Here is a 22,247-nt window from a genome sequence, read left to right as displayed (position 1 = left end):
AGCATGAAAAAGTTAATAATCGCCATCGCTGTGCTCTGCATACTGTCGGGCTGCGAAAAATTCTTAAATGTTAATCCCACTGATAAAGCTTATGAGGAGGATCTGCTCACAGATCGATCGGGCTTTAGTGCAGCATTGGCTGGTGTATACGAAACCATGAATACGGATACACTCTATGGCCGTGAAATGAAATATGGTTTTATGGAAAGCCTGGTCGGATCGTATAATGTGACCAATTCGGGGCACAACTACTACCGGTCCTTTCGGTATGAATACAATTTTGATATACCTAAAAAAACGATTGCCAATATTTGGGGTAAATTTTACCAATGCATCAATCAGACCAATATTATTCTGGCAAACGTAGACCGTATCAAGACGGATGAAAACTACGATCTGATCAAGGGGGAGGCCATCGGCCTGCGGGCATTTTGCCATTTCCAGCTGCTGAAATTATTTGGCCCTGCCATTTCGAACGAAGGGGCTTCGGCACAGGCGATCCCGTACCGGGATGGGGTGACCTATTCGGCGACGAAGTTTTCTACAGCAGCCGAGGTGATCACCTTATTGGAAAAGGACCTCGGAGAAGCTCGTGCTTTGCTAGAAAAGGATCCGATACGTTCGAATGCACGTGATGCTAATTTAAACCAATATGCTTACGAACATTACAACAGCTTAATTGATTACCGTGGTATCCGAATGAACTATTACGCAATCGTGGCGCTGCAAGCTATGGTCGCGCAATGGAAGGGTGATCTAGTTGGCGCGGGCAAGTATGCCGAAGAGCTGATTACGGAGCTCAAGACCACGCAGAGCGTTAGGTTGACCCTCGATGGAGAAATCGCCCCGGGTGCTTTTGCGCGTATGCCCATGGAAAATATATTTGCACTGTTTTCCAGTAAACTGGGCGTGATGGTAAGTTTGGTTTTTGCGCAGCCAGATGCGACTATTTCAAGCTCGACCTCACCCTTTTTATTCCCTAATTATTCGTGGTTGCGAACGAACCTTTACAACAGCACGGTGCATGGCTCGCTGAATGATGCTCGTCTGGCCAATTGGTTTACACAGCCCAATACCGCGTATCCCTGGAAGCTTTCGAAGTACCTATTTGATCTCAAGCGATTGCCTTCGGAGGTCAATTATCGCCCGGCTTATGAAAACAAGATCATTGGACTGCATACCATCTATATGATTGCGGCCGAAAGTAATGCTGCTGCTAATCCAACCAAAGCAATGGAATATCTCAACCTGGTGCGCAAAAGCAGAAACATCAGCACTGATCTTGTGCTCAACGCAGATATGACACCCCAGAAGCTCAAGGATCTGATCTTTGACGAGATGCGCAAAGAGAATATTGGCGAAGGTTACCTGTTTACAGAATATAAACGTCTGTATAGGGCCATTGATCGGCCTACACTGGTACAGCCTAAAAACGAAATATTCAGGCTGCCAATTCCAGATGATGAATTGTTGTATAACCCTCAAAACTAACCGAAATGAACAGATATATTTTGCTTTTTTGTGCTGCCGTTATACTGGGTGCCTGCAATAAAAACGACAATATGCTCCAATTTGACGATACCCAGAGTTACATCTATTTTGCCTATCCAAATGCCAATACCAGATCTGTAGAAAAATTTGCAGATAGTGTCTATTATGGATTTGCGTTGGATGCCGATCTGCAACGCAAGGAAAAGACCCTTGCGATTCCGATCGGTATCGGCGGAAGGGCGAGTGCGAAAGACCGTAGCTATACGTATGTATTGGAAGATTCGTCCAAATATGATCAGGCTGCCGTGAAATTTTCAGCACCGATGATCGGCGCCAGCCGCTATGTGGATACCCTCTTTGTCACATTTCAACGTACAGTCAAAATGAAAGCTGAGCCCACGGTCTTGTATCTGCGCATGGAGCAAAATGAGGCTTTCGCTCCCGGAAACCTATACAATCAAAAAATACGGATTGTGGTTGACGATATACTGAATGAACCGGCTTGGTGGAATACCTGGAAAAATTATTTTGGCCCTTATCAAAAAGAGGTGTTCCAGCAATGGATGCAGGTCTATCACCTTGGCGCCGACCCTTCACCAGATCTGACGACAGGGGCGCCGGGGCCAATATATTATTGGAATAATATGCCTACTTCGGCTATTGCAAGCTGGTATCCTGTCACGTTCAATTATATTCAGGTGCTCAAACAGTATTTTATCGATCACCAGGTCTATCCTGATGGCGACAGTACAAAAGAACGTATTCTATTACCTTAACGATGAAGCAGATGAAATTTATAAACCGATCTTTTATCCTGTTCCTGGCTCTTCTGATTGTAGGAGGCTGTTCTAAGGATCTAGGTAACTATAATTACAAGGACGTGAATACGATAACAATCACGGGCCTGCTAGAAGCTAATCATCCGACGGGACGAATTTATGAAATCCCGTTTAACGATACGATTCGGTTGAATCCAACAGTGATGGGGACGCTTTCGGCTAGTGATACGACACAACTCACTTTTGAATGGAAGGTGGACTCTGTTGCAGTCAGTAAATCGAAAAATCTATTTTATGTGGCCAATAAGCGTTATGGTAAGATCTCGGCCGAGTTTACTGTAACGGACAGGTCTACGGGAATAACAAGCAGCTACAATTGTTTTTTGAATATTGTGAACCCGTATAAATGGGGGTACTATGTACTGACACAGGATAAATCGAAAGCGGCATCATTGTACTGCCTATCGAGCATTACCAAAAAAGCTTCCTTTGATCAGGTTTTATTGCCCAAGTTAGGTAAGCTGGGCCAGAATCCGCTGTCGATCAGTGGGACCAAAAAGTATGGCGCTTCGTCAACAGACTTTTATAACGTGTTAACCATCGGGATTCGGGATGCTGTAAATCCTGTCGTGGTCATTGATTCCAGGGAGTTTGTGCCTACGCTGCTGTACAATTCTTCCAGCTATGTCGGTGGTGGCAATTTTGAGCTTCGTCCAAGCCAGGTGATGAACGACCGATACAATGACGTGATCTATGTGGTTAATAAAGGTAAGTTTCATGTACTGCGGAAGGGCGCTATAGCGCTGCCTGCTTTTATAAACGATCCGACGGATTACCAGATTGCACCGAATGGTGTGGCCGCCCCGCTGGGCAATGGTAGATACTTTATGAGTGTCTACGACGAAAAGAATAAAAAGGTGCGGGTGTGGGATAATGGTATTACGGCCAATGAGTATGTTTATATCAATGATTATAAAGATATCCTGGGGCAGGAGCTCATGAATGGAAAGGTATTTTTGGCCTGTAGTTATGCCAATATCCCTTCGATCAACCATATCTACCTCTTTAAACAGGACAATCAATTGTATTCTTATCGTTTGGATTACGCTGCAGATTATAAACCGAAATCGTTCAGCCTACTGGGCAGCGGTCCAATGCCGACAACTGGTGCAATTGGTTATGTCTATTTTGATGGTCCTACAAGCCGTTGGTTTATGGCTAGTGGCAAAACCATTTATATGGCCTCTTACCTCGGTGTCGAATTCCAGAAATATGTGCAGCTGCCTGAAAATGCCACTGGAGATATTGTCAAATTTAAGATCCTGGATGGCAAGCTGATGATAGCAACCAATGATCTGACCGCCAGTAAGCCTGGGTCCATCTATATTTATAACGCAAACACCATGGTCTTGGAACAATCTTTTCCACATGTGGTTGACGAGATCGTCGACCTCCATTTAGGGATATTGACGCAATAAAAACTGTTAGCTCTTAAAGCATAATATCATTCATTTAAACATGTATAAATCTTAAAATATGAATTTGAAATCAATAAAATTAGCCATTCCGCTACTACTATTGGGAAGCCAGGCTGCTTTTGGACAATTAGCTGCAAAAAAAGGAATTACTCAGGAGGAGCTATATAAGCACCTCAATGGTTTGTTTCAGAAAGGGACAGATGAATCGAAGGCAGAAATATTGAAAGAAGCTGAATTTCTGGCGAAATCGAAAAAAGAGGAAGACCAACTGCTGGCAGGACAGATCTACAATGGCTTGCAAAATGCAGATAAAGCCGATGCGATAAAGGCAGGTATCGCCAAAAAGTTTCCAAAGGGAATTACCGCACGAAATGAAGCTTTCGGTAAACTGTTTAAAGCGGAAAATCAGACTGCGGCACAATTAGAAGAGCAGTATACTAGCTTAATTAAAAAGTTTCCGGAAAATAGCTACGCTGAAAAAAATAGAGGAATCTATGGTTACGGCATGGGGACTATTGCACAACAGTATACAAAAGAAAAAAACTTGGATAAGGTCAGTTATTATCTGGAACTATTGAAACCCAAAGACAATTATGCTAACGCTGTTTTTGCGATCGGACGCGAGTTAAACCGACAAAAAGAGTACACTTTTTCACAAAAAATGCTTGAACCCGTCTATGTCAATCTAAACCAGCTGAAATCTGAAGGTAAGAAAACTGCGGGTGGTCAATACCTGGGGGCTATCGGCCTGCAATATGCGGATGCTTTAATGGGCAACAAGGATGTGGATAAGGCGCTTGAAGTATTGGACAAGGTGCGCACAGAATTACCGTCCGAATCGGCAACGATCGCCTATGCCAAGGCGCTTCAGGCAAAAGGACGCGATCTGGATGCTTTTCAGCTTATGGAAAAGGAAGTTGTCAAAGAAGGGAAAGATCCCAAAATGATGGAAGTACTCCTGCCTTTGTACAGTAAGCTGAATAGCGGGTTTTCGGACACGACGGCTTATCTCAAAGCGCTAAATGGACGTATTGACGAAATGCTGGTTACAAAATTGAAGGGTGAAATGATCAAAAAAGAAGCACCTCAGTTTTCGTTGGTGGATCGTTCGGGCAAGGAGGTATCTTTGGCGGGCCTGAAAGGAAAGGTGGTTGTACTTGACTTCTGGGCAACCTGGTGTGGACCATGTAAAATGTCATTCCCGGGCATGCAGGCTGCGGTCAACAAATATGCAAATGATCAGGAGGTCGCATTCTTGTTTATCAATACCTGGCAGAAGGAGGAAAACTATAAGGAACTTGTCAACAACTTTATCAACGACAATAAATATAGTTTCCATGTCCTATATGATGAGATGAAGGAGAAGGATAAGTCTGTCGTTTCGGCCTACGGTGTTAGTGGCATCCCTACTAAAGTGGTGATCGATAAAGATGGTTTTATTCGCTTTCAGTCATCGGGTAGTGGTTCGGATGTCGAAAAGATCGTTAACGAAATTTCAAACAAGATCGAATTAGCCAAGAAAGGTTAAGGTATCCTCCAAGCTAGAACTGCGATTTGGCGGTCAAAAATAGGAAGGATAATATCCCAGAAAGTCCATGATTTGCCAATGTTCAAGTTTGGCAGATTATGGACTTTTGTTTATCTGAGTTTAAGCTACAATTTCTATTGGATTTCCCTCTGGATCAAGTATGACACTTTCATAATACCCATCGCCCGTCGTACGGGGTTCGCTTTCGATAATATATCCATCCGACCGTAATTGCTCGGTCAACTTATCGACAGCATCTTTTCCACCGACGCTTAGGGCTAGATGGGTATAACCTTTGCTCAGGCTTCTGTCAGCTGCTGCTGCAGTGATATCAATACGGTTCATAATCTCTAAACGTGCGTCTGACTCGCGGAATTTAAGAAAGTAGGATGAAAACCCTTTCTTCGGGTTATGGTATTTTTCTCCGCTAACAGTACCAAAGTATTTGGCGTAAAAAGCACGTATTTTCTCGAGGTCATCGACCCACAGGGCGAGGTGTTCTATTCGCATGGCAAATCTTTTTATTTAATTACATTGCAATATTATGCAAATTTGCATAATATTGCAATGTAAAATTTATCAGGATGTTGAACAAACCGATCATTAACGAATCGATAATTAAGGCAAAAACAGCGACACAGGTTATGTTTTTGGTATGTGGCCTCGCGCTATCAAGCTGGGCACCGATGGTACCTTTCGCCAAGGACCGTCTTGGTCTTAACGATGGAGAACTGGGGCTTTTACTGCTGTGTTTGGGTGGTGGTGCACTATTAACGATGCCTCTCTCTGGTTTTTTTATCGGGAAACTTGGGAGTAGACAAGTGATTTTGATCTCAGGTATAATTGCTGCCGTTGTGCTCCCTGTTCTGTTGATGGTAACAAATAGCTATTTGATGGCCTGTGTTCTTTTTATATTTGGCTGCAGTATAGGTACTATAGATGTGGCTATGAACGCACATGGTGTGCAGGTTCAGAATGCCATGGGTAAACCGATCATGTCATCTTTACATGGGCTGTTCAGCGTAGGTGGCCTATTTGGGTCGATCGGCTTGGGTTTTCTGATAAAGATGGGGCTAATTCCGATTTATGCGGCAGTTACTATCGCTATCTTTTTAATACTGCTATTGATCTTACAATATCGAAAGCTGCTGGGTTACCATAAGGAAAAGGAAATCATTGTCGAGTTTTCCCACATTGATGAGACTCGGGTTTCCAAAAAAAGATTTCAATGGCTCAGGTGGAGTGTGCTGGTACTTGGGCTGATGTGTTTCATCGCCTTTCTGTCGGAGGGAGCGATGTTGGATTGGAGCGCCATATTTTTGCGGGATCACAAAGGCGTATCTCCGGAATTTACGGGAATTGGATATGCGGCATTCTCCGTAGCGATGGCGGTGATGAGATTGCAGGGAGATCGATTAGTAAGTAAGCTGAATAGTAAAGTGGTGGTGATCGGTGGGAGCCTATTGGCGTCATTAGGTATTTTGATCCTGGTATTTAGTCCCTGGCTTTCTGTTACACTTGTTGGATTTGTCCTGTTGGGACTGGGAGCCGCCAATATTGTCCCTGTATTTTTTAGCGAGGGTGGCCGGATTGAAGGACTTTCACCGACAGTAGCCATTCCGGTTATTTCAACCATGGGCTATGCAGGTCAGCTGGCAGGACCGGCACTTTTGGGTGCTATTGCACAGCATTTTTCTTTGATCATTGCTTTCGAAACAATAGCTTTACTTTTTCTAGTGGTAGCCCTTATCTATAAAATCAGGAAGTAATAGCATGTTAAAAGAAGAGCGTTTTGAGGTAATCCTCCGCGAATTGGCGAGTCGGAGGAAGGTGAAATTTGAAGAACTGGCGGTATTGTTGGCGGTATCGGAAGATACCATCCGTCGCGACATAGATCTTCTCTATCGGAACGGCTTGCTTTCCAAGACCAGGGGTGGGGCTATGCTTCGCGAAAAAGATCCGTTGACTTTCCAGGATAGGCAATCGTTTCTGACCAAAGAAAAAGATATTATTGCATTAAAAGTACAGCAGTTTCTGAAAGATGGCATGACCCTTTTTGTGGATGGTGGCACTACGACATGGGCCGTAGTGAATGCGATGCCATTGGATATCCGGATCCGGATGGTTACGAATAATTTTTCCATCGTGCCGCTGCTCGATAAGTTCAAAAATGTGGAACTTATTTTTTTGGGTGGTAATTTTGAACCCGATCTGGCTGTAACTTCAGGCATCACAACCTGTATGGAAGTTGCTAAATATAACGCCGATATCTTTATTATGGGAACTTGTGCTGTAGATCCTGAGCTCGGTGTATCGGCAACGTCAGCTGCAGATGGCGAAACAAAAAAGATGATGGTGCAATGTGCAAAGAAAACAATAGCCTTAGCCAGCCAGAATAAGCTTTATCAAGGGGAACTGTTTAGGGTATGTCCAATAGATTCGCTCACGGCATTGATCACCGACCTGGACTCCAATGATCCCGAATTGAATCCATTTAGAAATATGGATCTGCAGATTGTATAGACGGCCTGACTATTTTGGCCTTGTATTGTGGTCGAATTCAGTGAATAATCATCCGTGCGGCAAGCTCTTTTGTTTACATGCTGCTGCGAAGTGGTATTGTTGTATCCGGCAGAATGACGGGTAGATAGCGTTAGATGATGTGCCTTTTTTCGGTAGCCAGTGTCAATGTATGTTGTAGATCCACGACGTCGCCGATGATAATGATGGCTGGATGTCCCATGTTATACTCTTTGCTTATTTTTACGAGATCTTTGACTTTGCAATGCACTTGTCTTTGTTGAGGTAAGCTCGCGTGCTGTATAATCGCGGCTGTTGTTTCTCCTTTACCGTGTAACACATAAGTACGTGCAATTTCGTCGAGCTTACGCATGCCCATATAGATAACTACTGTAGATCTGCTCTGAACCGCTAGTTGCAGATCGGATGAAAGGGTTCCATCTTTCTTCATGCCTGTCAATACCCATACGCCTTCACTTACACCGCGATGTGTTAATGGAATATTATGAAGGCCTGCGCCTTGCATGCTGCTGATACCCGGAATATAGGTGATGTCAATGGATCTGTTTTGCACGGTAAGCCATTCTTCAAAACCCCGGCCAAAAAGATAGGGATCACCACCTTTAAGTCGTAGCACCCTGTCGAATTTGCTGCAGTAATGTAGGATAAGTTCATTTATTTCTTCCTGAGGAACGTATTTTCCATAAGGATGCTTGCCAACATAGTGTTTTAAGCAGTTTTTGTCTGCTATTTGAAGGATTTCTTGATTAATTAGGTTGTCATATAGGATCACTTCAGCATTTTCTATCGCTTTATAAGCTTTTATGGTAAGTAATTCGGGGTCTCCCGGTCCAGAACCTACAATAAATAAGGTTTTTTTCTTTATTTCTTTCATTATATCCTTTTTTTTTGTTTTTATTTTATATAAAAGTATTAAAAAATATGACTAAAATCATGTTTTGTGTTAATTTTTATGTTTTATTTTTGAAAAAATATTATAAAAATCATATTTATTTTGATTTTTTTATTTTTTATTCCATAAATTAGTGTTATTGAAAGTGTAAATTGATTTTTTTCAATAAAAATTATGATTATGGATAGAAAAAATGTTGTTATTATCGGAAATGGTATGGTTGGTAATAAGATTTGTGAAAAATTAAAGCAAAAATCTAATAACCTAGGTATAACTGTATTCGCAGAGGAGTCAATTCGAGCTTATGATCGTGTTCATTTGACAGATTACTTCAAAGTTTCGTCCATTAATGAACTTTTTTTGCTAAAAAATGAGTGGTATATAGAGAATAATGTAAAAATCCATTTAGATGATCCTGTTATTGCTATAAATCTCTTGAAAAAGGAAGTGAAGTCTCTAAAAGGGATTACATTAAATTATGACTATTTGGTTTTTGCGACAGGTTCTGCCCCTTTTGTTCCTCCTATTCCTGGGATTGAGAAAGAAGGGGTGTTTCTCTACCGTACAATCGAAGACTTGGAGTTGATTAAGGCTTATGCGGCAAAGGTCAAAACTGGTACGGTCATGGGGGGCGGACTTTTGGGTCTTGAAGCTGCTAAAGCTCTCCTAGATCTTGGCCTAAAAGAAACTGCTGTGATTGAATTTGCTCCCCGCCTGATGCCACGCCAGATCGACGATAGTGCCAGTGTGCTTTTGCAGCATAAGCTCGCGGAATTGGGCTTGCGTTGCTTATTGCAAAAATCCACAAGTCAACTGCTGGGTGATGATCGCCTCACAGGAGTCGCCTTTAACGACGGCACCTCCATGGCGACAGATCTGCTGGTGATATCGGCTGGTATACGTCCCCGTGACGAACTCGCCAAGAAGTCGGGCCTAGCTGTCGGTGAACGGGGTGGAATTTTGGTGAATGCACAGATGCAGACCTCAGACCCTTCAGTTTATGCCATCGGTGAATGCGCCTTGGTGAATGATATGATTTATGGTCTGGTGGCGCCGGGGTATGAGATGGCTGAAATTGCGGCAGCTCAAATCGTAGGGGAAGAAAAATCTTTTATAGGGTTTGATATGAGCACTAAACTGAAACTGATGGGAGTTGATGTGGCTAGTTTTGGAGATCCTTTTATCAGTGAACCTTATGCTCGAACGATCTTATTGGAGGATCGTAATAAGGGTATTTATAAACGACTAAACGTCAGTACAGATGGAACGCGGCTATTGGGCGGAATACTTGTCGGGGAAGCGACAAGTTACAACATGTTGCTTCAGATGGTTAACAATAACCTCGCATTAGCAGAACATCCAGAACTTCTCCTTTTCGACCAACAGCGTGACAGCAGGTCGGCTTCTTCTGGTCTAGAGGCTCTTCCTGATGCGGCGCTAATCTGCAGTTGTGAAGGAGTTTCTAAAGCACAGATTTGTGATGCTGTAGCAACTAAAAATTGTGAAAATGCGGACGCCGTAAAGAAATGTACCAAAGCCGGATCAGGATGCGGCGGCTGTGTGCCGATGATTAAGGACCTTGTTAATTACATCATGAAACAGCAAGGGAAATACATCCGGAGTACCATCTGTGAACATTTCAATTTGAGCCGTCAGGAGCTTTATGATCTGATCAAGATCCACGAGCTTAAAAGTTATGATCATGTATTGGATGCGCTGGGCCATGGCCATGGCTGTGAAGTATGTAAACCTTTGGTGTCTTCCTTGCTTGCCAGTCTTTGGAACGAGATGATTCTTGGCAAGGGTAATGATGTGGCTCAGGATAGTAACGACCGTTATTTGGCTAATATACAAAAGGGTGGGACATATTCGGTGGTTCCGCGTATTCCAGGCGGTGAAATTACCCCGGATAAACTGATCGTTATTGGGGAGGTGGCCAAGAAATACAGGTTATATACAAAAATTACGGGTGGACAGCGCATTGACTTATTTGGTGCACATCTCAATGATCTGCCATTGATTTGGGAAGAACTTATTGCTGCGGGTTTTGAAAGTGGACATGCTTATGGTAAGGCACTACGGACTGTTAAAAGCTGTGTAGGCAGTACCTGGTGTCGGTTTGGGTTGCACGATAGTGTTTCTTTTGCGATACGGATAGAGGAACGCTATCGTGGACTACGTGCTCCGCATAAGATCAAGTCGGCCGTTAGTGGTTGTATTCGCGAGTGTGCTGAAGCGCAGAGTAAGGATTTTGGAATTATTGCAACCGAAAAAGGTTGGAACCTTTATGTTTGCGGCAACGGTGGAAGTAAGCCGCAGCATGCCTTATTATTAGCCTCGGATATCGATAGTGAAACCTGTATCCGTTATATCGACCGTTTTTTGATGTTTTATATCCGCACCGCGGATCCGTTAACGCGGACTGCTACCTGGCTCAATAAAATGGAGGGCGGAATAGATTATCTAAGAAATGTTGTGGTACAGGATAGTCTGGGGATGGGTGATTCCTGGGAACAGGATATGCAGCTGCTTGTTGATAGTTATCGCTGTGAATGGAAAGTCGCTGTGGAGGATCCGGAAATTCGTAAACGCTTTGTTCATTTTGTAAATGCACCAGAGGAGAAGGATGAAACTGTTCGCTTCGAAAGCTTTCGCGGACAGAAGAAAGCTGCAGATTGGAACATCAATACTTATTAAATATAGAATCACTAAACCTTTTAATTGAAATCATATGAATATGCAAATTGACATGCAGTGGCTGAAGGCTTGCCGGATTGAAGATGCCATTGAAAACGGCGGAGTCTGTCTTAAATTGAATAACGAACAGGTGGCCTTGTTTTATTTTGCCCGCCGCAATGAGTGGTATGCCACGCAGAATGAATGTCCGCACAAACGGCAGATGATTTTAAGCCGCGGGATGTTGGGCTCTTTGGGTGAGACGCCGAAAGTCGCTTGTCCTTTCCATAAAAAAACCTTTGCCCTAGATACAGGTGAATGTCTTTCGGGTGATGAATGTGCGATTAAAACTTACCCGGTGAAGGTTGAAAACGGAAGTGTTTTTATTGGAATGACTGCTTAGCTAAGCTAATAAATAACTGAATCTAAAACCTTTTAAAACAAAAATACCATGGATTATATTAGCCCAAAAGAGGTTGCTGGTGCAATGATGAATACCGCAATCTACAAATCTACGCTTCCAATCAAAGATCTATTGATACGGGGAGCATTGTCAGGAGCCTTATTGGCAATTTCTGTCACACTCGCACTATTGGCGACTTCCCAGACGGGACTGAGCTTAGTCGGTGCATTTGTTTTTCCGGTGGGTTTTGTCATTATCGTTATCCTTGGTCTGGAGCTGGTGACGGGAAGCTTTTCGCTGGTGCCTTTGGCCTGGTTTGAAGGTAAGATCAATTTTAAGGCGATGGCCAATAATCTTTTCTGGGTTTTTCTGGGCAACTTGCTGGGCAGTGTGCTCTTTGCGATTTTGTTCTGGGCGGCTAGCACAGAGACCGGGCAGTCGAGCCAGCTCGGAAATATCGAACATAGTCTGATTCTGATCAGTGAAAAGAAAACCCTTGGATACAGCAGTCATGGTGCGGCGGGTTTGTTTTCGGCTTTTGTCAAAGCTATTCTGTGTAATTGGATGGTCTGTATGGGCGTGGTGATGTCCATGACTTCTAAGTCTACCCTTGGTAAAATTCTAGCTGCGGGTATTCCGATCTTTATATTCTTTGCATTAGGTTATGAGCACGCTGTTGTTAACATGTTTGTGATCCCTGCCGGGATGATGTTTGGTGCAAAAGTGACGATCTCCGACTGGTGGCTTTGTAATCAGCTGATCGTAACCGCTGGAAACATTGTTGGCGGTCTGCTATTTACGGGGATGGCTATCTATTATACTTATCATCAAAAAGAAAAGGTATCAACTTCACAAAATTGAATTTTTATGGATCAAATGAAAAAACTATTGACGCTAATCTTGTTGCTGATTGCTGGCGATAGAATTTATAGTCAGGAAAAAATAATAAAAGGCAGTTTGTTTGAAGGCATTGCGGTAGCGGGCTACGTCGATCGGGGTGTTTACTTCAATTGTACCGGGCCAGCTGTGAAATACATATTCGCACCCAAAAGCTGCCTGTTGCTTGGTCTATTACCTAGCTTAAAACTGAAAGAAGATAAGGTTGAATCGGGGAAGCCAAAGAACTCCTGGATCACGCCCTCTCTGGGATTTGGTTTAACGGCTGTATTCCGACATATTGCCATTCAGCTGCCAGCATTCTATACCGCAAAAACGAGTGCTGCTGATGGTAAATGGAGATTGGGAGTCGGTATGGGCTTTAAATTTTAAGGTGATGTATTTTTAAGGGAATATATGATTTGGGGAGTCGTTGGCTTTTCTAGCTAGTTTAACTCCCCATTGTTTTCTTCTGATAGATCCTGTAAAAGCTGGAGGTTTTTAATAAAAATATCTTTTTTGTCCATTATGATGGCTCCTAATTCGATAAGTTCGCTCAGCGTACGATATACGGTCTCGTACGTAGCGCCTACGTAGGAAGCCAAGTCTTTTTTGCTTAGGGATAATCCAATATATCCATCCTTATGTCCCTCGCTGAAAACACGGTGAAGTAACAATAGGCTCCAGGCAAGGCGATTTTTAACAGCGAGCTGTGTCAGGCGGGTCATCTTTTGTTCAGAAAGATGTAGTTCGTCGGCAAAAAACAACATCAACCGGTAACTCAGCTCTGGATTTATGCGTAGCGTGGACAGGAAGAACGGCATTTCGACGAAGCAGAGCTGTGACACTTCCAGGGTTGTTGCAGAAATAGGGTAGACAGTTTGTTCGGTACTGATTCCGCGATGGCCAACGATATCTCCTTTTTTTGCAAATCGTACAATGGTTTCTTTATCCCCCAGATTACGGTGAACTTTGACAAGTCCCGACTGGATGAAATAAATGCCCCGAACGGATTCTCCTTCGGTGATAAACTGTTCACCTTTTTTTAATTTGATATTCTTCCGATGAAGGTCGATCTGTCCGAGCCAATCTTGTAAGACATAACGGCACATAAGGCAGGAGTGATCGCAGGGATTTGTTTTCTTCGATTTCATCAAAGTCTGATTCGTATAATGGACTGTTTGTTGTCTATTCAAAGGTATCATCTATTCATTTAAATTCCTATATTGCCTTTTATAAAAAAAGGCATATAGGATGTTTTAAGGTCTGAAAAGTATGGAATTCGATGAACAATTACATCTGAATTTTAATAGGTGTGTTGTTAACACGTTTATTTGAAATCAGCACTTATTGTTTTCTTTGGAGTAGTGTAAAGACCAATAGTATTATGAACCTAAGAACTTATTTAATTTTTGTTACTCTTTATTGCATGTTGCCTCTGTTTTTATCCTGTGGTTCCAAAGAGAAAAAACGGGAAAAGGAATTACGGATTTTGTTCAGTCGCGAATTCGTTGATGAGCAGTCTGCTCAAGAAAATTACTTGAGTGATTCTTATAGAAATCATGCGGTTGATTTTTTTACGGCCAAGAATGATACAGTTCCATTAGCGAAATGGGATATTCTTCTTGATGAAATGGCCAAGTTAAAGCGGTACAAACCTGAAATGAATGATATCAGACATAAACATAATTATTGCTCAAATCTAGAGATTACGTTTTTTGATCATGAAAAATCCTTATGTCAATTATGCTTGAATCCAGATAATAGAACTTTAAGACTGAATTATTTGGTGTATGAGGCTTCTCCTGAACTGATTTCTTTTTTTTGTAATTACATTTCGGCAGATTCGGCAGCTCTGGCTTTGAGTGGAAAAAGCAACTATGTGAAAAAAGTAATGTTTAATGACAGGAGCGTAAAGTGAACGCAGTCAACAAAAACCGATGGATGCGTGGGAGGTGAATTGCTTAAAACATAAAAGGTTATATAGTTATGATGAAAAGAAGAGAGATGAAGATTTTACAATTGTTTACCGTTGTTTTTTGTGTGCTTTTCTTGAGTTGTAGCCATCATGTCGAAAAAAAGCTAGAGGCAGTAATTGATGACCCCAAAGATCTGGAACTGCCTCGGGAAGTAGCTGATTCGCTTTGGCGTCGAGCAATTAATGCAGGAGATTTCAAGGCTTATAATGAAGTGTCAAATAATTATTGGCTTATCTTAAAGATGCCTGAGTTGTATTATTATGCACAATTGATGGCAAATAGACACGAATGCCCTGAGGCTTATTTGCATCTCTATAATCTGCTAACATTAGAAGGAACAATGAGTGGAATCGAGCTTGCAGGCAGGGATAGTCTTTCTCGGAACCAAGCCCTGTTTTATTTGCTTAGGGCTTATGAGCTCGACGAAGAAAATGCTGTCTCTTATGTTCATAAGGAGTTTGGACATCGTATTCCCCCTCCTAAATCGATTACTTATTTAAAGAAAATTCAAAAATTCATCGAGAGAAAAAAATGAGGGCGATGAGTTTCTGTTAGCCCACCTTAAACCGTTTGGGATATTCGCCTGTGGTATCTAGGCTAAAAAAATCATCGAATTTTTCTTGAGGCGTATGGGCATAATAGTCGTTTAGTAGCCCTAAAAAACCTGTGAGGTTGGGTGCAATAACATTCCGGTCATTGTCTTTATTCCAGTATTCAATCAATTGACCTGCCTGCCCCGTAAAGATGCCCCCTAGATCATAGCAGATATAACTTCCGCCGCCGTTATGGAATAAAGGGATCCAACGTTCATTCCACCAGTTTTCGATTTCGAAGTCCATACCAATCATATTAGTCATTTCCTGCGCTGTATCCAGGGCCTCTTCTAAGGGGATGAACGTCGAATTGTTCACAAAGGCTTCATAACTTGTTGTGCGTTGCCCATTTTTCCAACGATAGAGTGCTTTAAGATCATGAGGTATCTCCATATCATAGTGCTGCTCAAGGGACCTAAACTCTTCTGCCGATAATGGATCTTGTAGATCGGCATACAATTCAGGTCTTAGATTTTGGATATAGCTGTCTAATGTTGCTAGCGTCTGTTGCATAGTGGTCGATTTTTGATGCATTCATAAAGTTAGTCATAAATAACCGGGTATGCGAATAATGCTATGTGCTTAGAAGCGTAAGAAAAGTTAAAAATGTTAATAATTATTTAATGGGAATTAATGTAAATTTATGTCAGCATAAAGCTGTAGCTATGTTCATCATTGGATAAAACGATAGCAGATGTTCACTTGTTATTTATGCAGGTATCCTTTTTGTAATTTACTGAATACGCATGAAAAAGATCGAACTAATCCCACTTGTTGGGATTCAAATTGAAGGTATTGGTCCTGTTAATCTCGGTGCGGGCCGTGCTGAAGTCCAAGGTGTACTTGGCGCTCCTTCAGATGCGCTGGACAACCAATATTATTATGATGAACTCGAACTGAGGCTTGATTTCGATAGCCAAGGGATATTGGGCTTTATCGAAAGCATCAATGGCCCTTATCCCGAAAAAACTGAAATCAGTATCTATGGTGTTAATCCATTTCAGGTGGAAGCGGCTGAACTGGTCACCATCTTAACGGATAAAAACCAGGGTGAGGTTGATGATGCCGAAGCGGGGTATTGTTATACATTTTTGAACAGCTCTGTTGGTGTCTGGCGGCAGATGACTGAAGAGGATGTTCAGGAGGAGATTGAGGAAATCAAAGCCGATGGTGAATACGAAGACAATGCGGATATGCTGTTGGAGGACCTTGAAAAGTCAAAGTTCTTTTGGACGATCGGCATTGGAGTAGCGGGATATTACGCGGAATAAGGTAAGAGGTGGAACAGCTCAGTGCAGGTACCTACTATGGTACCTTGAATAGGAAATTTAATTCCAATGAACTACTTGTTTCAGATGCTATTTATACACTGGAAAAAGTGGACTGGCATTACCATGAAAACCCGTATTTTACCTTTATTTTGGAGGGAAATTTGTTGGAGGAAAGCAAAAAAGGGATTCATCATTGTACTGCCGGAGACCTGCTTTTTCATCATTGGCAAGACCCTCATTACAATATAAAACCAGATGGGTGTACACGAGGTTTTCATATTGAACTAGGTCAAGGCTGGTGCTGGAACGAGATGGCGGCCTTGCATCTGCTGGAAGGCAATATGGATATTCATCTGCCGGAGGTAAGACTGCTCTTCCATAAACTTTTTTGGGAATCTTTCGATCGGGATAATAGTTCGGGACTTGCAATGGACAGTTTGTTGTTAAATGTGTTTTCTTTGTTGCATCGCGACCGGATCGTAAGCGAACGTAAAGTTCCGCAATGGGTTTATATGCTGCGTGATTATTTGCGGGTTAATTTTACCAATGAGCTGAATCTGACGACGATATCCCATCTTGTCGATTTGCATCCCGTTTATTTGTCGCGTGAATTTTCCCGGTATTTTGGTGTAACAATGGGTGATTATATCCGCAAATTGAAAGTGGAAAATGCGGTGCTGCTACTGCGTGAACCGGGCCTTTCGCTAACCGAAATAGGCTATCAATCAGGTTTTGCAGATCAAAGTCATTTTATACGTTGTTTCAAAAATCTGTTTGGATCCACACCTGGGGAGTATCGCAATAAGATAAACGCATAAAAAGTTAATTTCATTCTATTTTATTCATTTGGCTAATACTATTTTTACACAAATAGATTGGAAAAAGCCTTATGAACTATCTTGTTATATTTTTTTTATCCTGTTACCCTCTGTGGATCAATGCGCAACAACATTCGGGACGGGATACTTTGCAGGTTCACTTTGACCGAGAAATGCCCGTTGAAATTTTGTTTGCAAGTTCGCGGGAACTGTTACAAAAACAAGAGTTTACGCATAACTATGTACTCTCACCAAAAAGTAATCTGTTTTTTGCGGTCAAACTTCAAAAACCATTGCGCTATTATCAAAAGATCCTAGCGCCAAAGCTAACGGAAATTGAACTTTTTCAACGGGGTAATTTTCAATTTACGTTATGGATCGATGGAAAAGTAATCTACAGGAGCAATTTATCTCCTGGGGCCCCCCAGCAGGAGATACAGCAACAGGAGACGACCTTTAAACGTCCCCTGATCGATCAAATCAATGGACAGGGATCCTGGTCAGAATCTTTCTGGAATCGTTTTCTTTTTAATGGTGGTGAAAAGGCGCTAACGGATGGAGAACATCATCTTAAGATGGAAATCAGACCTTATGTAAGCCTTGATCATCTGGTCGTTGGTGACATCATTGCAAGTGGTGAACTGCAGCTTGCTGTCCGTATGAATCCGGTAGTAAATCCAGATAAGTATATGTTGCAGGTTCCAGTCGCTTATCCTGGATTGAACGTATCAAAAGCCAAGTTTGACCGCCGTAAGATGCAGCAGTTAAAAGGAATGATTGAAGAGGGGATTTTTAAAAAGGTAAATGGTATTGTGGTATTGGAACATGGAAATCTACTGGTAGAAGAATATTTCAATGGTGAACATCGGGATAGCCTACATGATCCAAGGTCGGTCGGCAAAACTTTTGCATCGACCTTAACGGGAATGGCTATTGCCGACGGTTATATCAAAGATGAATATCAAACATTAGATCAATGTTATGATTTTACCAAATATCAACATCCTGATCCTGGTAAAAACAAAACAACAATTCGTGAATTATTGACCATGAGTGCTGGCTTTGATGGTAATGATGAAGATCCCAATAGCCCCGGAAATGAGGAAAATATGTATCCTACAGCAAATTGGGTAGACTTTACCTTAGATCTTCTTTTTCGAAAATCGTTGCAGCGACAGTGGCATTATTTTACTGCCGGAGTCGTTGTATTGGGAGATCTACTCCATAAACACGTGCAAGGTGGATTGGAATCCTATGCGGAAAAAAGACTGTTTGCCCCATTGGGGATAAGGAGATATCGCTGGGAATACACACCACAAGGGCTGCCAAATACCGCTGGCGGTATTCGCATGAACGCACTTGATTTTGCAAAATACGGCCAGCTCTATAAGAACGGTGGGCGCTGGAACGGCAACCAGATTCTTCCGCAAACCTGGGTTCAAAAGAGCCTTTCCAAACAGCTTATGATTCCTGAAAGGGAGAACGAGTATTATGGCTATCTATTCTGGAACAAGTGCTTTAATGTGGGCAATAAGGCGTACGAAGCGTATTATTGCGCTGGAAATGGCGGGAATTACATTATTGTTATGAACGATATTCCATATGTGATCGTTATTACGGCCAGTGCTTATGGTCAAGCTTATGCGCATAAGCAGGTCGACCGGATCGTCAGCGAATTTTTGCTTCCAGCCTTAATTAATGCCGGTAACTGATCTATTTTTAAAGTAGCATGCTGTTTTTTTATTGAAATTGCTGCCTAAATTCCACGGGACTTTGTTGGGTATTCTTTTTGAACACTTTACTGAATGACTGTGGATGTTCGAAACCCAGTTCATAGGCGATTTCACTGATGGAGAGGGAGCTCGTGCTTAATCTCAATTTGGCATACTCGATCATTTTATGCTGAATATGCTGTTGGGTGTTTTGTTGTGTGTAGATGCGGAGCAGGCTGCCCAGGTAGTTTGGTGATAAATTGAGCTGCTGCGCCAGGAAGCTGACGGTTGGTACGCCATGCTCCACAAGTATGTGTTGCTGAAACTGTGCTGACAGTAACTGCTCAAACTTGGTGACCAGTTCTTGAGTCGATCGCTTGCGGGTGATAAATTGACGTTCGTAAAATCGTTCGGCGTAAATCAGCAAGCGCTCGATCTGTTTGATAATGAGTTCGCGACTAAATTTATCGATATTGGACTGATACTCTTTTTCTATATTCTGCAGAATATCGACAATGATGGCTTCTTCTTTGTCCGAAAGAAAAAGCGCCTCATTGACCTGATATTGGAAAAAATCGTACGAGTGAATATGTTTTGCAAGTTCGCTATTCCAGAGAAAATCGGGATGGATCAACAGGATCCAGCCGCTGGGTTGTGCCTGTACTTGCTGATTGATCTCCACTTGTAGAAATTGTAGGGGCGAGATAAAGGTGAGTATGCCCGAGTCGAAGTCATAGTGCTGCTGTCCATAATTGAACCGGGCATTTACATTTCGCTTTAAACCGATCGAATAAAAATGTTGTATCCAATTCAATTTGCTGTCATTTATGGGGTAATGTACTTGACTATAATCAACCAAGCTGATCAATGGATGTTCGGGCTTAGGTAGTCCGCAAAAGCTGTGGAATTCCGAAAGCGAATGAAAGCGAAATGTATTCTCCATCTTGTAAATTTAATGAATTTCTAATTTGATTATTGTGAGATTTCCTTGGAAGCTTTTTATGCTGATTTAACCAATTATTGGGATTATTCAAAACCCGTTGATACTGTATAGCTTTTCCATTTTTCGATCTCCGTCATAAGCATATTGATCTTATTTTTTGCCAGCTCATACGCATCTTCGCCCATTAAAAAATGAACTGGGGGCTGTGCGAGCGTACTTAACTCAATTAATAAGGTTGCTGCTTTCTGGGGATCGTTTGCCTGATTTCCATGGATCTGATGCAGATGGGTAGCTTCGTTTTCTCGGGCAGTGACGTACGCAGCGATCGGATTGGCTGCGGTATGTAAGGATCCCTCCGATAAAAAATCAGTTCTGAAGTAACCGGGATAGACCAAGGTCGTGTGTACGCCAAAAGGTTCCATTTCGACAGCGAGGGCTTCAGTAAAGCCTGCGACAGCAAATTTGGTGGAGCAATAAACACCAAAGGCTGGGTAATTTCCAGCGAGCCCGCCGATAGATGCTATATTGAAAATATGACCCGATTGCTGAAGGCGCATATGGGGAGCAATATGCCGGATGGCATTAAGCGATCCAAAGACATTCACTTCGAAGTTGCGGCGTGCTTCCCAGTCGCTGAGCTCCTCCAGGGTACCGGTCTGACCATAACCGGCATTGTTGACCAATACATCAATCTTTCCGAAATAATCAATGGCCGAGAGTACTGCCCGGGCAACGTCTTTGTCATCGGTAATATCCACTTCAAGCGGCAGAAAATTTTCCTGATCGCCAATTTCATCTTCCAGGGCCTGTTTTGTTCGTGATGTGGCAACCACAAGATAACCTTGGGCGAGCAATTCTTTAACAAGACTGAGGCCTAACCCTTTGGAAGCACCAGTGACAAACCATACTTTTTGTGATTTCATGTATTTCTGTTTTTAAATAAATTGATGTTACAAAGGTGGCCAATTGATCGATTTTGGATGTAGGCAGATCAACGGATCTTGTAGTCAAATCGTGGATAGCTATTTTTTCCTTAAAACAATTTTAGCTTTTAAATGCTTTATTTAAAGATGATGCACATCTATTTTAAGGTTGTGCACCTTGAGATGGTCGATAAACTTTAAAGACGTTGATATGTTAAAAGAAAATGATGTTGCCCCTGATTTTACCTTGTACGCGACACCCGATCAAAAAATTAGATTATCAGAATTTAAGGGGCACAATGTGATATTGGCATTTTATCCGGCAGATTGGAGTCCGGTATGTAGCGATCAGATGGCCTTATATAATGAAATGCTCAAATATTTCAAGAAATATGATGCGGAGATTATGGGTATTTCCGTTGACAGCAAATGGTGCCATATGGCCTTTGCGCAATCCCGAAAGCTGCATTTTCCACTTTTAGCCGATTTTGAAGCTAAAGGCGAGGTCGCCAAGAAGTATGGTGTTTACGATGAAGAGGAAGGGGAGTGCAAGCGCGCACTTTTTGTGATTGATAAGGAGGGCGTTATCGCTTGGAGTTATCTGTCTCCGACTGCGGTCAATCCGGGTGCAGACGGTATTATCGAAGCATTGGAGAATCTTAAATCAAAATAATTATGTCATTGAAACCGAAGGTCAGCAATGCTGACCATATATTGGGAAATGGCCAGGCCGATCTGACCATTGTTGAATATGGGGATTACCAATGTCCGCATTGTGGTGCAGCTCATCCAATTATAAAAGAAATGATGGCCGAACTGGGAAGCCAGATCAGGTTTGTATTCCGCAATTTTCCGCTTTCGGAGATGCACCCCTATGCAAAACCCGCAGCATTGGCGGCGGAGGCTGCAGCACTGCAAGGGAAATTTTGGGAGATGCATGATGCCATTTTTGAAAACCAAAACTTGCTGAGTGAAAGATTGCTGCTGGATATCGCCGAGCAACTGGATTTGGACATGTCGAAGTTCAAATCTGATTTGCAGGACGAGGCGTTACAGGATCGCGTGGATGGCGATTTTGAAAGTGGTATGCTTAGCGGCGTTAATGGGACACCGACATTTTTTGTTAATGGACAGAAATTTGATGGTGGAGCGGAAGATTTGGTTCAAATATTAGGTGAAAACTGAATATATGAATACTATTTAAACACAGGTGAGCACACGACGAGAAGTCTCTTGCAGGATAATAGATCGTATCGTAAAAACGAATGAACCTGTTGTATAAATAACGAAATATCGTTGTTTTTAAATTGACTTTTAATTTTTTAATATGCTTAAATACAGTTG

General features: G+C 42.3%; 23 protein-coding genes. 17 read left to right on the top strand and 6 right to left on the bottom strand.

Annotated features, from left to right (window positions below; genetic code table 11):
* The first annotated feature begins 3 nt into the window (after nt 1-3).
* Genes B3600_RS11160 through B3600_RS11145 form a run of 4 tightly spaced genes read left to right on the top strand, consistent with a single transcriptional unit; the run spans nt 4 to nt 5,276 of the window.
* Nucleotides 4-1,491 carry a RagB/SusD family nutrient uptake outer membrane protein gene (locus B3600_RS11160; RefSeq protein ID WP_286753001.1) on the top strand — a complete coding sequence of 496 codons (1,488 nt, stop codon included), beginning with the start codon at nt 4-6 and terminating at the stop codon, nt 1,489-1,491.
* Nucleotides 1,492-1,496: 5 nt separating this feature from the next.
* The gene (locus B3600_RS11155; protein ID WP_286753000.1) at nt 1,497-2,267 is read left to right on the top strand and encodes a DUF4843 domain-containing protein; all 771 of its coding nucleotides are present in this window, start codon (nt 1,497-1,499) and stop codon (nt 2,265-2,267) included.
* A gap of 11 nt (nt 2,268-2,278) precedes the next feature.
* Nucleotides 2,279-3,748, top strand: coding sequence for a PKD-like family lipoprotein (locus B3600_RS11150; RefSeq protein WP_286752999.1), 1,470 nt, complete (start codon nt 2,279-2,281; stop codon nt 3,746-3,748).
* A 58-nt stretch (nt 3,749-3,806) separates the two neighbouring features.
* On the top strand, nt 3,807-5,276 hold the full coding sequence (locus tag B3600_RS11145; protein ID WP_286752998.1) for a TlpA disulfide reductase family protein: 1,470 nt from the start codon (nt 3,807-3,809) through the stop codon (nt 5,274-5,276).
* A gap of 120 nt (nt 5,277-5,396) precedes the next feature.
* Here the strand turns inward: B3600_RS11145 and B3600_RS11140 are convergent, their stop codons facing one another.
* Nucleotides 5,397-5,786 (bottom strand): VOC family protein, encoded by a 390-nt coding sequence (locus tag B3600_RS11140; protein ID WP_046674292.1) that lies wholly within the window; start codon nt 5,784-5,786, stop codon nt 5,397-5,399.
* A gap of 74 nt (nt 5,787-5,860) precedes the next feature.
* Between B3600_RS11140 and B3600_RS11135 the strand changes: the two genes are divergently transcribed.
* Nucleotides 5,861-7,045: an MFS transporter gene (locus B3600_RS11135; protein ID WP_286752997.1), complete on the top strand. Its 1,185-nt coding sequence runs from the start codon at nt 5,861-5,863 to the stop codon at nt 7,043-7,045.
* Between the two features lie 4 nt (nt 7,046-7,049).
* Entirely contained in the window at nt 7,050-7,799 is a 750-nt protein-coding gene (locus B3600_RS11130) for a DeoR/GlpR family DNA-binding transcription regulator (RefSeq protein ID WP_286752996.1), read from the top strand.
* Nucleotides 7,800-7,929: 130 nt separating this feature from the next.
* Here B3600_RS11130 and cobA read toward each other — a convergent pair whose 3' ends face one another.
* Nucleotides 7,930-8,691, bottom strand: coding sequence for a uroporphyrinogen-III C-methyltransferase (cobA, locus tag B3600_RS11125; protein WP_286752995.1), 762 nt, complete (start codon nt 8,689-8,691; stop codon nt 7,930-7,932).
* Nucleotides 8,692-8,889: 198 nt separating this feature from the next.
* On the opposite strand from cobA, the gene nirB reads away from it, so the two are divergent.
* Genes nirB through B3600_RS11105 form a run of 4 tightly spaced genes read left to right on the top strand, consistent with a single transcriptional unit; the run spans nt 8,890 to nt 13,057 of the window.
* Nucleotides 8,890-11,406, top strand: coding sequence for a nitrite reductase large subunit NirB (gene nirB, locus B3600_RS11120; RefSeq protein WP_286752994.1), 2,517 nt, complete (start codon nt 8,890-8,892; stop codon nt 11,404-11,406).
* A 34-nt stretch (nt 11,407-11,440) separates the two neighbouring features.
* Nucleotides 11,441-11,788: a nitrite reductase small subunit NirD gene (gene nirD / locus B3600_RS11115; protein ID WP_112373448.1), complete on the top strand. Its 348-nt coding sequence runs from the start codon at nt 11,441-11,443 to the stop codon at nt 11,786-11,788.
* A 48-nt stretch (nt 11,789-11,836) separates the two neighbouring features.
* The gene (locus B3600_RS11110; RefSeq protein ID WP_112373447.1) at nt 11,837-12,649 is read left to right on the top strand and encodes a formate/nitrite transporter family protein; all 813 of its coding nucleotides are present in this window, start codon (nt 11,837-11,839) and stop codon (nt 12,647-12,649) included.
* A gap of 6 nt (nt 12,650-12,655) precedes the next feature.
* A complete protein-coding gene (locus B3600_RS11105; protein ID WP_236560135.1) occupies nt 12,656-13,057 on the top strand; it encodes a hypothetical protein in 402 nt (133 codons plus the stop codon).
* A gap of 53 nt (nt 13,058-13,110) precedes the next feature.
* Here the strand turns inward: B3600_RS11105 and B3600_RS11100 are convergent, their stop codons facing one another.
* On the bottom strand, nt 13,111-13,818 hold the full coding sequence (locus B3600_RS11100) for a Crp/Fnr family transcriptional regulator (RefSeq protein ID WP_286752993.1): 708 nt from the start codon (nt 13,816-13,818) through the stop codon (nt 13,111-13,113).
* Between the two features lie 233 nt (nt 13,819-14,051).
* Between B3600_RS11100 and B3600_RS11095 the strand changes: the two genes are divergently transcribed.
* Together B3600_RS11095 and B3600_RS11090 are read left to right on the top strand one after the other, a co-directional pair.
* Complete coding sequence (locus tag B3600_RS11095; RefSeq protein ID WP_286752992.1) at nt 14,052-14,585, top strand: hypothetical protein; 534 nt, start codon at nt 14,052-14,054, stop codon at nt 14,583-14,585.
* Nucleotides 14,586-14,653: 68 nt separating this feature from the next.
* A complete protein-coding gene (locus B3600_RS11090) occupies nt 14,654-15,178 on the top strand; it encodes a hypothetical protein (RefSeq protein WP_286752991.1) in 525 nt (174 codons plus the stop codon).
* A 16-nt stretch (nt 15,179-15,194) separates the two neighbouring features.
* Here B3600_RS11090 and B3600_RS11085 read toward each other — a convergent pair whose 3' ends face one another.
* A complete protein-coding gene (locus B3600_RS11085) occupies nt 15,195-15,749 on the bottom strand; it encodes an SMI1/KNR4 family protein (protein ID WP_286752990.1) in 555 nt (184 codons plus the stop codon).
* Nucleotides 15,750-15,982: 233 nt separating this feature from the next.
* Here B3600_RS11085 and B3600_RS11080 point away from each other — a divergent pair, with 233 nt between their 5' ends.
* The 3 genes from B3600_RS11080 to B3600_RS11070 all read left to right on the top strand — a co-directional run bounded on the left by B3600_RS11080 (nt 15,983) and on the right by B3600_RS11070 (nt 19,037).
* Entirely contained in the window at nt 15,983-16,507 is a 525-nt protein-coding gene (locus B3600_RS11080; protein ID WP_286752989.1) for a hypothetical protein, read from the top strand.
* Between the two features lie 8 nt (nt 16,508-16,515).
* Nucleotides 16,516-17,325 carry a helix-turn-helix transcriptional regulator gene (locus B3600_RS11075; protein ID WP_286752988.1) on the top strand — a complete coding sequence of 270 codons (810 nt, stop codon included), beginning with the start codon at nt 16,516-16,518 and terminating at the stop codon, nt 17,323-17,325.
* Nucleotides 17,326-17,396: 71 nt separating this feature from the next.
* On the top strand, nt 17,397-19,037 hold the full coding sequence (locus tag B3600_RS11070) for a serine hydrolase domain-containing protein (RefSeq protein ID WP_286752987.1): 1,641 nt from the start codon (nt 17,397-17,399) through the stop codon (nt 19,035-19,037).
* 28 nt (nt 19,038-19,065) lie between these two features.
* On the opposite strand, the gene B3600_RS11065 is transcribed toward B3600_RS11070, so the two are convergent.
* Both B3600_RS11065 and B3600_RS11060 read right to left on the bottom strand, forming a co-directional pair.
* On the bottom strand, nt 19,066-19,980 hold the full coding sequence (locus tag B3600_RS11065; protein WP_286752986.1) for a helix-turn-helix domain-containing protein: 915 nt from the start codon (nt 19,978-19,980) through the stop codon (nt 19,066-19,068).
* 83 nt (nt 19,981-20,063) lie between these two features.
* Nucleotides 20,064-20,903 carry an SDR family NAD(P)-dependent oxidoreductase gene (locus tag B3600_RS11060; RefSeq protein WP_046674287.1) on the bottom strand — a complete coding sequence of 280 codons (840 nt, stop codon included), beginning with the start codon at nt 20,901-20,903 and terminating at the stop codon, nt 20,064-20,066.
* A gap of 211 nt (nt 20,904-21,114) precedes the next feature.
* On the opposite strand from B3600_RS11060, the gene B3600_RS11055 reads away from it, so the two are divergent.
* Nucleotides 21,115-21,576 (top strand): redoxin domain-containing protein, encoded by a 462-nt coding sequence (locus B3600_RS11055; RefSeq protein WP_286752985.1) that lies wholly within the window; start codon nt 21,115-21,117, stop codon nt 21,574-21,576.
* A gap of 2 nt (nt 21,577-21,578) precedes the next feature.
* A complete protein-coding gene (locus tag B3600_RS11050) occupies nt 21,579-22,088 on the top strand; it encodes a DsbA family protein (protein ID WP_088160608.1) in 510 nt (169 codons plus the stop codon).
* The last annotated feature ends 159 nt before the right edge of the window (nt 22,089-22,247 follow it).

It is taken from the genome of Sphingobacterium sp. UBA2480 (assembly GCF_002341965.1).
In the GTDB taxonomy this organism is placed as follows: Bacteria; Bacteroidota; Bacteroidia; order Sphingobacteriales; family Sphingobacteriaceae; genus Sphingobacterium; species Sphingobacterium multivorum.
This window is presented reverse-complemented; position numbering and strand designations above follow the sequence as displayed.